Raw genomic sequence first — 11221 nt, 5'->3', positions numbered from 1 at the left:
TCACTTGCCGCACCGGTTCCGACGCCCGGGTGGCTCTAATCCACAAGGAGTGATACATGCGTCATTACGAAATTGTCTTCATCGTGCACCCCGATCAGAGCGAGCAAGTGCCCGCCATGATCGAGCGCTACAAGGGCACGATCACCTCGCACGGTGGCCAGATCCACCGCATCGAAGACTGGGGCCGTCGTCAACTGGCCTACATGATCGAGAAACTCGCGAAGGCTCACTACGTCTGCATGAACATCGAATGCGACCAGGCCACGCTCGACGAACTGGAACACGCGTTCAAGTTCAACGATGCCGTCCTGCGTCACCTCATTGTCAAGATGAAGAAGGCCGAAACCGGCCCGTCGCCGATGATGAAGGAAGTGCAGCGCGAAGAAGCCAAGAAGGCGGCTGCCCAGCCGACCGAAGCGCAGGCTTAAAACACAAGCCATCAGGATTCAAGCTCAGTTGCGTGAATTAACCCCGTGAACAGGCTGCAACTCACGGCTAGCGTCGTCGAACGCGAACCGGTGCGGTATACCCCCGCCGGCGTTCCGATCGCCAGCGTCACGTTGCAGCACCGCACGGAGGTCGTCGAGGCCGGTGTTTCCCGCTTCGTCGAACTCACGATGCCCGCGGTGGCGGCCGGCAAGGCCTGCGGTCTCGTGGAAAGCTGCGAGATGGGCGTGGAAGCGCTCTTCACCGGCTTTCTGGCGAAAAAGCACCGTAATGCGCGAACCCTGGTGTTTCACATCACCGAAATGCAAGGCACAGGAAAGGACTAATCATGGCCCGCCCTACTGGTAAGAAATTCGACAAGCGTCGTCAACAGCAAAACCCGCTCTTCAAGCGCAAGAAGTTCTGCCGCTTCACGGCTGCAGGCGTCGAGCAGATCGACTACAAGGACATCGAAACGCTGAAGGACTTCATCGGCGAAAACGGCAAGATCACGCCGGCTCGTCTGACGGGTACGAAGGCCCACTATCAGCGTCAGCTGGACACGGCTATCAAGCGCGCGCGTTTCCTCGCGCTGATGCCGTACACCGACCAGCACAAGGCCTAACAAGACGACGCGATAAGGAGCAATAGAATGCAGATCATTCTTCTGGAAAAAGTCGTCAACCTGGGCAACCTCGGCGACATCGTCAAGGTGAAGGACGGTTACGCACGTAACTTCCTGATCCCGAACAAGAAGGCACGCCGCGCAACGAAGGACGCAATCGCCGAATTCGAAGTTCGCCGCGCCGAACTCGAAAAGGCCGCCGCCGAGAAGCTGGCAGCCGCGCAAGCCGAAGGCGAAAAGCTCAATGGCCTGACCGTTCAGATCAGCCAGAAGGCGGGTGTGGACGGCCGTCTGTTCGGCTCGGTCACGAACGCCGACATCGCCGGCGCGCTCACGAAGCAAGGCTTCTCAGTGGAAAAGGCCCAAGTGCGCCTGCCGGAAGGCCCGCTGAAGATGGTGGGCGACCACCCGGTGCAGGTTTCGCTGCACACCGACGTCCTCGTCGACGTCACGGTGTCGGTGCTGGGCGAGCACGCCTAAGCGCACGTGCGGGCCCGTACGGGCCGCACGGGTTTGATGCAGGACTCAGGAAGGGCAGGAGCCGCAGGGCTTCTGCCTTTTTTGTTGCGCTCATTAGCGTGCTTTGAAGCTTGTTCCGGGCGCCCCGATTGCCCGATAATTGCCCTCCATGAACGCTCCGAAAGATCCCCAACTCGAGTCGCTGAAAGTCCCGCCGCATTCGATCGAAGCCGAGCAGTCGGTACTCGGCGGCCTGCTGCTGGATAACGGCGCCTGGGACCGGATTGCCGACTTCCTCTCGCAAAGCGACTTCTACCGCTACGATCACCGCGTCATCTTCGAACATATCGGCCGTCTGATCGCCTCCACGCGTCCGGCCGACGTGGTGACGGTGTACGAAGCGCTCGGCACATCGGGCAAGGCCGACGACGTGGGCGGGCTCGCGTACCTGAACGCGCTCGCGCAGAACACGCCTAGCGCCGCGAACATCCGCCGCTACGCGGAAATCGTGCGCGACCGGGCGGTGCTGCGCCGCCTCGTTTCCGTCGCCGACGAGATTTCCGCCGACGCCTTCAACCCGCAGGGCAAGGAAGTGCGCCAGTTGCTCGACGAGGCCGAGGCGAAAGTGTTCTCGATCGCCGAAGACGGCGCGCGCGGTACCCAGGGCTTCCTCGAAATCGGGCCGCTGCTCACGCAGGTCGTGGAGCGAATCGACACGCTCTATCACACGGCTAATCCAAGCGACGTGACGGGCACGCCCACGGGCTTCATGGACCTCGACCGCATGACGTCGGGCATGCACGGCGGCGAACTGATCATCGTGGCGGGCCGTCCGTCGATGGGTAAAACGGCGTTCTCGATGAACATCGGCGAATACGTGGCCGTGGAATATGGTCTGCCGGTGGCGGTGTTCTCAATGGAAATGCCGGGCACACAGCTCATCATGCGTATGCTCGGCTCGGTGGGCCGTCTCGACCAGCACCGCATGCGCACCGGCCGCCTGACCGACGAAGACTGGCCGAAGCTCACGCACGCCGTGCAGAAAATGAGCGAGGCGCAGATCTTCATCGACGAAACGGGCGGCCTGAATCCGATGGAGCTGCGCTCGCGCGCGCGGCGCCTGTCGCGCCAGTGCGGCAAGCTCGGCCTCATCATCATCGATTACCTGCAGCTCATGAGCGGTTCGACATCGGGCGAAAACCGCGCGACCGAGATCTCCGAAATTTCGCGTTCGCTCAAGAGCCTCGCGAAGGAACTGGACGTGCCCGTGATCGCGTTGTCGCAGTTGAACCGCGGTCTCGAGCAACGACCGAACAAGCGTCCCGTGATGTCGGACCTGCGCGAATCGGGCGCCATCGAGCAGGATGCAGACGTCATCCTGTTCATTTACCGCGACGAAGTCTACAACCCCGACAGCCCTGACAAGGGTACCGCGGAAATCATCATCGGCAAGCAACGTAACGGTCCGATCGGCCCGGTTCGCCTCACGTTCCATGGGCAATACACGAAGTTCGACAACTTTGCCGGTGCGCAGAACTTCTACGGCGAATAACGCCGGCGGGAAGGCAGCTTGCGCCAAAGTGGCGCAAATGCTGCATGAGCGCCGGCCAATCCATGCGGCGGCTCTCGCCTGACGATACAATATTGCCGTTTTATGACGGCTATCTTGCCGTTTTGTGACGGCAATCCGAGACCAATTTCCGGGATACCAATGTTCGGTCGCTTCATGCCCACCGAGGGCAAGTTCTTCGAAATCTTCAATGCGCACGCGAAGTGCATCGTTTCCGCGAGCCACGAGCTCGAACTCCTGATCGACAACCTGGCCGATGCCGAGGTGCACAAGCAGAACGTCCAGGCGGCCGAAAAGGCGGCGGACAAGCTCACGCACGAAGCGATCGACCTGCTGCACAAGACCTTCATCACGCCGCTCGATCGCGACGAGATCCACAAGCTGATTACCACGATGGACGACTGCCTCGACCTCATGGAGGACGTCGCCACGGCCATTTCGCTCTATGACGTGCAGGCGGTGACTTCCGAGGCGAGACAGCTGGCGCACGTGGTGACGGCCACGGCCGAGCGGCTGCAGGCGGCCGTGGCGCTGTTGTCCGACATGAAGCAGGCGCGCGCGATCCTGCAGGCCTGCGAGGACATCGACCGCCTCGAATCCGACGCCGACCGCCTGTTGCGCGCGGCCATGTCGAAGCTGTTCCGCGAGGAAGACGACGTCAAGACGCTGATTAAGCTGAAGGCGATCTACGAACTGCTCGAAACGATCACGGACAAGTGCGAGGATGTCGCGAACATCATCGAAGGCATCGTGCTAGAGAACGCCTGAGCGGACCGCGATGCAATCGATACAACTCGCCCTTTGGGCGGTCGCGACCCTTGTCGCCATCGCTCTCATCTTCGACTTCATGAACGGTTTTCACGACGCGGCGAACTCCATCGCCACGGTCGTGTCCACGGGCGTGCTCAAGCCGCAACAGGCGGTGGCGTTCGCCGCCATGTTCAACGTGATCGCCTATTTCGTGTTCCACCTGAAGGTGGCGCAGACGGTGGGCAAGGGCACCATCGACCCCGACATCGTCGATCATTACGTCGTGTTCGGCGCGCTGATGGGCGCGATCGGCTGGAACGTGCTGACCTGGTATTACGGAATTCCGTCGAGTTCTTCGCACGCGCTGATCGGTGGGCTCGTAGGCGCGGCGCTCGCGAAGTCGGGCTGGACCTCGCTCAATCTCGACGGCCTCATGAAGACCGTGGCGTTCATCTTCATCTCGCCGCTGCTTGGCTTCGTGCTGGGTTCGTTCTTCATGCTCACGGTGTCGTGGCTGTATTTCCGCACGCCGCCGAGCAAGGTGGACCGGCGCTTCCGGCGCTTGCAGCTCATCTCGGCGAGCCTCTATAGCCTCGGCCACGGCGGCAACGACGCACAGAAGACCATCGGCATCATCTGGATGCTGCTGATCGCCACGGGCTTCGCGTTGCCGGGCGCCGATGCGCCGCCGGTCTGGGTGATCGGCGGCTGCTACCTGTCGATGGGGCTCGGCACGCTGTTCGGCGGCTGGCGCATTGTGCGTACGATGGGGCAGAAGATTACCAAGCTCAAACCTGTGGGCGGCTTCTGCGCGGAGGCGGGCGGGGCGCTCACGCTCTTCACGGCTTCGTGGATGGGCATTCCCGTTTCGACTACGCACACGATCACGGGCGCGATTGTCGGCGTTGGCGCGACACAGAAGCTGAGCGCCGTGCGTTGGGGAGTGGCGGGCAACATCGTCTGGGCGTGGGTCCTGACGATTCCCGCCTCGGCCACGCTGGCCGCGGCGGCCTGGTGGCTCGGTCACCGATTCATCTAGAACCTGCGGCGCCTTTGGGCGCCGCAGTGTTTTTTGGCGCGGCTCAGATAACTGGCGTGCTCGCTCCGTCCATCGGAATGAGGGCGCCGGTGACATAGCTTGCCCGGCGGCTCGCGAGGAACAGCGCGACGTCGGCGATCTCTTCTGGTTTCGCGTAGCGCCCGAGCGGCACCTTGGCTTCCCCGCTCGCCAGCGCCTGGGCTGCGTCGACGCCTTGCCGCTGCGCTTCCAGTTGCACGGCTTCCTGCAGCCGCTCCGTGAGCGCCGGGCCGGGGTTGATGGCGTTGATGCGGATGCCATAGCGCGCGTGATAATGCGCGAGGCCCACGGTGGCGAGCATCAAGGCAGCGTTGGCCGCGCCGCCCGCGATATGGATGTCGCTCGCGAACTTGCCGCCCATGCCGATAATGTTGACGATCGCGCCCGGCTCCAGGGTCTCGCCCGCCTTGATCCGCTGCACCATACGGCGCAGCACTTCCTGCTGCGGGTAGATGTAGGGGAAATATTTCGCCTCCATCGTGGCCTTGAACGCGTCTGCATCGAGCGCTTCCGGATCGTAGCGGCGCGCTGCGCCCGCGCTGTTGATGAGGATATCGATCGGACCTACCGCCGTGGAGACTTCCTCGACTATGTCGGCTGCGCTATGCGCTTCGTGCAGGTCTGCGCGAGTGAGATGCACGTGCAGCCCTTCGCTCACCAGTTGCTCGCGGGCGCGCGCAAGATTGGCCGGATCGCGCGAGACGATCGCCACGCGCGCGCCTTCCTTCGCAAAGGCGCGCGCGCAGGCAAGGCCAATGCCCTTGCTGCCGCCCGTCACCAGTACCACCTTCTTGCTGAGTCCGAGATCCATCGTCGCCTCGCTGCGCGAAAGTATAAAAACGGCACCAAGACGATAGCAGAGGCGTGGGGCGCCGGAAACATCGCTCGCCATCCGGCCAGGAGCAAGACGCCGCGCCGCACCGTGGGGCGGGTTTCAGTAACCGCTGTTGGCAAAACGCGCGATCGGGTCGTCAATGGATTGGATCGGGCCCGTCGGGGCGCGGATGATCTGCGCGCCATTCGCATCATTCGCATTCCGGGCTGGTGAAACAGTCTGGATCCGCGTCGAGCCCTCCTGGACAGCCTGCCGGGCCGCCGCCGTTGCGGTGGGCGGGGGCGGCTCGAAGGCGTCGGCTGCGGCGTCGATCGCGTCGCGCTGGGCGGCGTAGGCTGGCGTGTTGTTGCCGGGCGCAACCGCCGGCGAGAGGGTGCCAGCGTCGCGCGCCTGCGTTTGCGCCGCGCCGAGCGAGGCGGGCGGCGGTTCGAAGACATCGGCAGGCGCAGTCGCAGGCGCTGCCGGCCCAGCAGGCGGTGCGGCGGCATAGACCGGTTGCGGCGCGGTGGCGATGCGATTCTGGCTGGCGGCAACGGCCCGCGCGGATGGCTGAGCCGCCGTCGCCGGAGCAGCGCTCGCGACGGCGGCGGCCGACGGTGCGGTGCCCATGCCAGGCGCTCGTTCGGCAGGCGCGGAAGCCTCCCAGGTCGGCGTGTCGAACGGCGTGCGCCTGGGGGGCGCCATGCGGCGAATGCCGTCGAAACGCTTCGCCCAATAGGGGTTGGTCAGATAGTCGAGCCTCACGGTGCCGCCGGTCGAAGGCGCATTGACGAAGCGCAGCTTGCCTACGTAAATCCCGACATGCGAGTGCGGACGACCGGTCGTATTGAAGAAGACGAGGTCGCCGGGCGCGATCCCGTCGGGTTCGATCATTTCGCCGCGGGTGCTCATTTCGGCCGTGGTGCGCGGCAAGTCGACGGAGGCTGAGCGCGCGAGCACATATTTCACGAGACCGCTGCAATCGAAGCCGCTGTCGGGCGTGTTGCCACCCCAGCGATACGGAATGCCGACGAGTCCCATCGCCTGGATCGAGATTTCCTCGCGGCCCACGCTGTGATCGACGAAATTTGGAAAGCCCGGCGGGCGGGTGCGCCATGCGTTTTCCCCCGCAGGCGAACCGCCGCGCGCGACCTTTTGCGGCGCGCTCGAACACGCGGCAAGCAGGATTGCGGTCAGAAGCGGAAGCCAGAGTCGGCGCATGAAGCAGGAGAGGCGAACGCAGCGCGTGCGCCGTCGGAAAAACGGATCATGGGCGGATGGTAGCCCGCCTGTCCGGGCTTTCGCAAGAATTCTTCACAATTTACTTGAAGTTCGGACGCGAACCGTTGCACTTGCGGGACGCTCGGCCAATAAAAAGGGACAGTATTTAGGTTTACCCGGCAACCCCTCGTATCTTTGTATTCCTCGTACTCAAGTCCAAGGGTTTCTTGATGTAAGCGGGGCGCGTTAGGGTTGACCCTAATCGATCAACACAGGAATGGGTCGTTGATTAAGAGGTTGCCATCAAGGGCAACACGCTTCGGAAGTTTGCCCCGTTCGCTACGGCGTTCGGGGCCTTTTTAAGTCGGGGAGCTAGAGAGGCGAGACCGCCAGAGCGAGGAAATAAAAAAGGGAGCGATTAATTCGCTCCCTTCCCTGGTTATGGATGGACCGCGTTCCGGTATCCCCGGATACGTTCCTCGCCATGTGCGTGGGCGCCCTCGAAAGACGACGCCCGGCGAACGGATTACAGAATATCCGACGCGTAATCGGCGAGCCGCGAGCGTTCGCCGCGGGCGAGCGTCACGTGGCCGCTATGCGCCCAGCCCTTGAAGCGGTCCACCACGTAGGTGAGGCCCGAACTGCCTTCGGTCAGATACGGCGTGTCGATCTGTGCGATGTTCCCGAGGCACACGATCTTCGTGCCCGGACCCGCGCGCGTGACGAGCGTCTTCATCTGCTTGGGCGTCAGGTTCTGCGCCTCGTCGATGATCAGATACTTGTCGACGAACGTGCGGCCGCGCATGAAATTCATGCTCTTCACCTTCAGACGCGAGCGGATCAGCTCCTGGGTCGCGGCTCGGCCCCATTCGCCGGCGGCGTCGTCGGTTTTCTGGAGGACTTCGAGGTTGTCGTCGAAGGCGCCCATCCACGGCTGCATCTTTTCTTCTTCGGTGCCCGGCAGGAAGCCGATGTCCTCGCCAACCGGTACGGTCGCGCGCGTCACGATGATCTCGTTGTAGCGCTTTTCGTCGAGCACCTGCGCGAGGCCCGCCGCGAGCGCGACAAGCGTCTTGCCGGTGCCAGCCTGGCCGAGCAGCGTGACGAAGTCGATCTCGGGATTCATCAGCAGGTTCAACGCGAAGTTCTGCTCGCGATTGCGCGCCGTGATGCCCCACACGTTGTTTTTGTGGTGGCCGTAGTCGCGCAGCGTCTGCAGCAGCGCCGTCTTGCCGTTGAGCTCGCGCACGATCGCGTGGAACGCGGGCTCGCCGTTTTGCGGCTCGAGATAGACGAATTCGTTCACGAGCATCGACAGGCATTCGGGACCCGTCACGCGGTAATACGTCGTGCCGGTCTTGGTTTCCTGCCAGGACTCCATGCCCTTCGCGTGCTTGGTCCAGAAGTCCTGCGGCAGTGCGCGCACGCCCGAGTAGAGCAGATCCTTGTCTTCGAGAACCTGGTCGTTGAAATAGTCTTCCGCGGGCAGGCCGAGCGCGTGGGCCTTGATGCGCATGTTGATGTCTTTCGACACCAGCACGACAAGGCGGTCAGGCCGGTCCCGCTGCAGCGCGCGCACGACGCCGAGAATCTGGTTGTCCGCCTTGCCTTGGGGCAGGCCGTCGACCGGATCGATGTGCGTGAGCGTCGTCTGGAAGTACAGGCGGCCGAGCGCCTCGCGGCTGCCGAGGCGGCCGAGCGAAATGCCCTCCGAGATCGGGCCCGCATTCGCGACCAGCTGGTCGAGCGTGCGGCTCACCTGGCGCGCGTTGCGCGCGACTTCCGACATGCCCTTCTTGTGGTTGTCGAGCTCTTCCAACGTCATCATCGGCAGATAGACGTCGTGCTCCTCGAAACGGAACAGGCAGGTCGGGTCGTGCATCAGCACGTTGGTGTCGAGCACGAAGAGCTTCTGCACTTCGGTGCTTTCCTCCGGATGCACGCGCTTTTTCGCGCCGGCGCGCGTGGCGGGCGAAGCGGCGCCGCCCGGGGTTTTCGCCGACGCGGGCTTGCCGCTCCGCGCAACGGGCGCTTCTTCGGCTTCGGTGCGCGCCTCAAGCGGCTGCAGCAGCGCGGCCGTGGCTTGCTTGCGTTTTCGCGCGGGCGCCGGTGCGACCGGTTCGAGCGCGGCCAGCTCGGCGCTGGCGCCCGAGAGCGGGACCGTGCGCAGCGTCGTCGCGGCATTGGCGGCCTGCGTCATCGGCTCCGCAACGCTGGCGGGGCCGTATTCGCCGACGTCGGCAGCGTCGTTCTCGCTCGCTGCCTTGCGCGTGCTGCGTGTCGTGCGGGCACGCGCCTTGTATTCTTCGGGCGGCAGCAGGTTGCCGAGCTTGCTGGGGGGGGTAGGCAAAGGCATGGTGTCCCTCGAAAAAATCGGGTCGAGTGGTCGCGGGGTTACCCAGTAAGGCGCGCTTTCGAGCGGTGCGTGCGGGTGCCGGGTAGGCGCCCGCCGTTACTGCGCAAGGTGCGCGCTCAGGTCAGAAAATGCCGGTTCGCCTGGTTTTCGATCAGCTCCTTGACGTAGGCGCGCGCCGGGTCGCAAAGCCGGCGCAACGGGGAGGGAACAGCGAGGCATAAACAAAAAAGCCGCCGCCCCGGATGACGAGGCAAGCGGCTTCACTTCGGTGTCGGCGCGTAGCCCCGGATGCGCATTTCCGGTCATCCCATGACCGGCTGCGATACCGCTGCGACGCGACGTAAAAAGGGTTGGACAGGCACTCATTGCAGCCCAATATAACGCTCCTCAAAGCGCTTGTACAGCCTCCAGAACTTCGTCGACATGGCCCGGGACCTTGATTCCGCGCCACTCCTGGCGCAGCACGCCGTCGGCGTCGATGAGGAAGGTCGAGCGTTCGATACCTCGCACCTGTTTGCCATACATTTTCTTCATTTTGATGACGTCGAAGCGCGTGCAGAGCGCTTCGTCGGCATCCGATACCAAGGTAAACGGCAATTCGAGCTTGGCCTTGAAGTTGTCGTGCGAACGCACGCTGTCGCGCGACACGCCCACGATCTGCGCGCCTGCCTTCTTGAACTTCGGATAGAGGTCGCGGAACTGCAGGCCTTCGGTCGTGCAGCCCGGTGTGTTGTCTTTCGGATAGAAGTACAGCACCACCTTGCTGCCTTTCAGGCTCGAGAGCGTGAAGTCGCCGCCGGTGGCGGGGGCGGTGAAGTCGGGAACGGGTTGGTCGACTGCGATGGTCACGTCAGGCACGTGGCTCTCCCTTTGTTATTGGCTGGCGAAGCCGCAGCGCTGCCAGGTTCGGCGCCGCGGAGCCGTTTTGCCGGGACGCCTGCGGCGCGGGGTTTGCGCGAGCGTCGGGCCTGGGCCCAAAAGCCTCGCAGCGCGGGCGGCGGATTCAGTCGGGCTGGACGATCAACTGGCCGGAACGGCCGGCGATCTCGCCCCAGCTGACAGGGTACGATGGGAGCGAAGCCGGGTCCAGCGCCGCATGGTAGTCGCCCATCGTGGCAAATGTGTGGCCTTGCGCGCGCCAGCCCGCGAGAAGCTGCTCGAATACGGGCGCGAGCTTCTGGCCTTCGAGCTCGGCGTGCAGCGTGAAGACCTGGTCGTGCGGATTGCTTTCGGTGCGCTTGAGCATCCAGGCAGCGACGTTGTCGGTATCGATGCCGTCCACGCCCAGCACCTCGTCGAGCGTGGGCAATGTGGTCGGCATCTGCACGTGATTCAGCGTGCGGCCCGCCACCACAGGACGATAGGGCGAGTGCCCGCGTCCATCGGACGCGTAGCGCATGCCCCATGCGTCGATCTGCTCGAAGGCGGCCTCGTTCATCTGCCAGCCCGCCGCGCCGTGCGTGACGGGCGGCGCGCCGAAGATCCGCGTGAAGCGGTCGTGGCTCTTTTGCATCTGGCGCGCGGTCCATTGCGCGCTACGCGTGCGCACGTTGTCCTGCCAGTACACGTGGTCCCACGTATGGATGCCGCACTCGAAGCCGGCCTCGTGAATCGCGCGCATTTCCGCGGCCGCTTCCACGCCGATGTCGGGGCCCGGCAACAGTACGCCGTACATCAGCTGCTTTATGCCGTAGTGCTCGACCACCGACGTGCGCGAGACCTTCTTGAGAAAGCCGGGGCGCAACACGCGACGCAGCGCCCAGCCCGTATGATCGGGGCCGAGGCTGAACAGGAACGTTGCGCGCGCCTTGTAGCGGTCGAAGATACGCGCGAGGTTCGGCACGCCTTCGCGCGTGCCGCGCAGCGTGTCGACATCGATTTTCAGGACGATACGGGCCAAGTGGCGAGGTCCTTTCGCTGAC

At 63.8% G+C, this 11221-nt stretch carries 12 protein-coding genes; 7 read left to right on the top strand and 5 right to left on the bottom strand.

The features are described from left to right. Nucleotides 1-56 precede the first annotated feature (56 nt). The 7 genes from rpsF (at nt 57) to BLU17_RS08985 (ending at nt 4869) form a co-directional block, all read left to right on the top strand. A complete protein-coding gene (gene rpsF, locus BLU17_RS09015) occupies nt 57-428 on the top strand; it encodes a 30S ribosomal protein S6 (protein ID WP_028224726.1) in 372 nt (123 codons plus the stop codon). Nucleotides 429-473: 45 nt separating this feature from the next. Then, on the top strand, nt 474-773 hold the full coding sequence (gene priB / locus BLU17_RS09010; RefSeq protein WP_091996385.1) for a primosomal replication protein N: 300 nt from the start codon (nt 474-476) through the stop codon (nt 771-773). A gap of 2 nt (nt 774-775) precedes the next feature. After that, nucleotides 776-1051 (top strand): 30S ribosomal protein S18, encoded by a 276-nt coding sequence (gene rpsR, locus BLU17_RS09005; RefSeq protein WP_017776738.1) that lies wholly within the window; start codon nt 776-778, stop codon nt 1049-1051. A gap of 27 nt (nt 1052-1078) precedes the next feature. Next, on the top strand, nt 1079-1531 hold the full coding sequence (gene rplI, locus BLU17_RS09000; protein ID WP_091996384.1) for a 50S ribosomal protein L9: 453 nt from the start codon (nt 1079-1081) through the stop codon (nt 1529-1531). A 148-nt stretch (nt 1532-1679) separates the two neighbouring features. Continuing rightward, nucleotides 1680-3062, top strand: a complete 1383-nt coding sequence (locus BLU17_RS08995; RefSeq protein ID WP_091996383.1) for a replicative DNA helicase — start codon at nt 1680-1682, stop codon at nt 3060-3062. 159 nt (nt 3063-3221) lie between these two features. After that, a complete protein-coding gene (locus BLU17_RS08990; protein ID WP_091996382.1) occupies nt 3222-3848 on the top strand; it encodes a DUF47 domain-containing protein in 627 nt (208 codons plus the stop codon). Nucleotides 3849-3858: 10 nt separating this feature from the next. Beyond that, nucleotides 3859-4869 carry an inorganic phosphate transporter gene (locus BLU17_RS08985; RefSeq protein WP_091996381.1) on the top strand — a complete coding sequence of 337 codons (1011 nt, stop codon included), beginning with the start codon at nt 3859-3861 and terminating at the stop codon, nt 4867-4869. A gap of 43 nt (nt 4870-4912) precedes the next feature. On the opposite strand, the gene BLU17_RS08980 is transcribed toward BLU17_RS08985, so the two are convergent. The 5 genes from BLU17_RS08980 to BLU17_RS08960 all read right to left on the bottom strand — a co-directional run bounded on the left by BLU17_RS08980 (nt 4913) and on the right by BLU17_RS08960 (nt 11199). Next, on the bottom strand, nt 4913-5719 hold the full coding sequence (locus tag BLU17_RS08980; RefSeq protein ID WP_091996380.1) for an SDR family oxidoreductase: 807 nt from the start codon (nt 5717-5719) through the stop codon (nt 4913-4915). 123 nt (nt 5720-5842) lie between these two features. Further along, a complete protein-coding gene (locus BLU17_RS08975) occupies nt 5843-6943 on the bottom strand; it encodes a C40 family peptidase (RefSeq protein WP_091996379.1) in 1101 nt (366 codons plus the stop codon). Between the two features lie 526 nt (nt 6944-7469). After that, the gene (locus BLU17_RS08970; protein ID WP_091996378.1) at nt 7470-9299 is read right to left on the bottom strand and encodes a PhoH family protein; all 1830 of its coding nucleotides are present in this window, start codon (nt 9297-9299) and stop codon (nt 7470-7472) included. Nucleotides 9300-9686: 387 nt separating this feature from the next. Next, a complete protein-coding gene (locus tag BLU17_RS08965) occupies nt 9687-10148 on the bottom strand; it encodes a peroxiredoxin (RefSeq protein WP_091996522.1) in 462 nt (153 codons plus the stop codon). 154 nt (nt 10149-10302) lie between these two features. Continuing rightward, nucleotides 10303-11199, bottom strand: a complete 897-nt coding sequence (locus BLU17_RS08960) for a polysaccharide deacetylase family protein (protein WP_091996377.1) — start codon at nt 11197-11199, stop codon at nt 10303-10305. Between the last annotated feature and the right edge of the window lie 22 nt (nt 11200-11221).

It is taken from the genome of Paraburkholderia lycopersici (assembly GCF_900096975.1).
Classification (GTDB): Bacteria; Pseudomonadota; Gammaproteobacteria; order Burkholderiales; family Burkholderiaceae; genus Paraburkholderia; species Paraburkholderia lycopersici.
The sequence above is the reverse complement of the archived record's forward strand: the minus strand, read 5'-3'. Positions and strand labels throughout refer to the sequence as shown.

Excerpts from the sequence above, each read along its gene's own strand:
- rpsF (WP_028224726.1), top strand. The coding sequence starts at position 57 with ATGCGTCATTACGAAATTGTCTTCATCGTGCACCCCGATCAGAGCGAG.
- rpsR (WP_017776738.1), top strand. The coding sequence starts at position 776 with ATGGCCCGCCCTACTGGTAAGAAATTCGACAAGCGTCGTCAACAGCAA.
- rplI (WP_091996384.1), top strand. The coding sequence starts at position 1,079 with ATGCAGATCATTCTTCTGGAAAAAGTCGTCAACCTGGGCAACCTCGGC.
- BLU17_RS08995 (WP_091996383.1), top strand. The coding sequence starts at position 1,680 with ATGAACGCTCCGAAAGATCCCCAACTCGAGTCGCTGAAAGTCCCGCCG.
- BLU17_RS08990 (WP_091996382.1), top strand. The coding sequence starts at position 3,222 with ATGTTCGGTCGCTTCATGCCCACCGAGGGCAAGTTCTTCGAAATCTTC.
- BLU17_RS08985 (WP_091996381.1), top strand. The coding sequence starts at position 3,859 with ATGCAATCGATACAACTCGCCCTTTGGGCGGTCGCGACCCTTGTCGCC.
- BLU17_RS08980 (WP_091996380.1), bottom strand. The coding sequence starts at position 5,719 with ATGGATCTCGGACTCAGCAAGAAGGTGGTACTGGTGACGGGCGGCAGC.
- BLU17_RS08975 (WP_091996379.1), bottom strand. The coding sequence starts at position 6,943 with ATGCGCCGACTCTGGCTTCCGCTTCTGACCGCAATCCTGCTTGCCGCG.
- BLU17_RS08970 (WP_091996378.1), bottom strand. The coding sequence starts at position 9,299 with ATGCCTTTGCCTACCCCCCCCAGCAAGCTCGGCAACCTGCTGCCGCCC.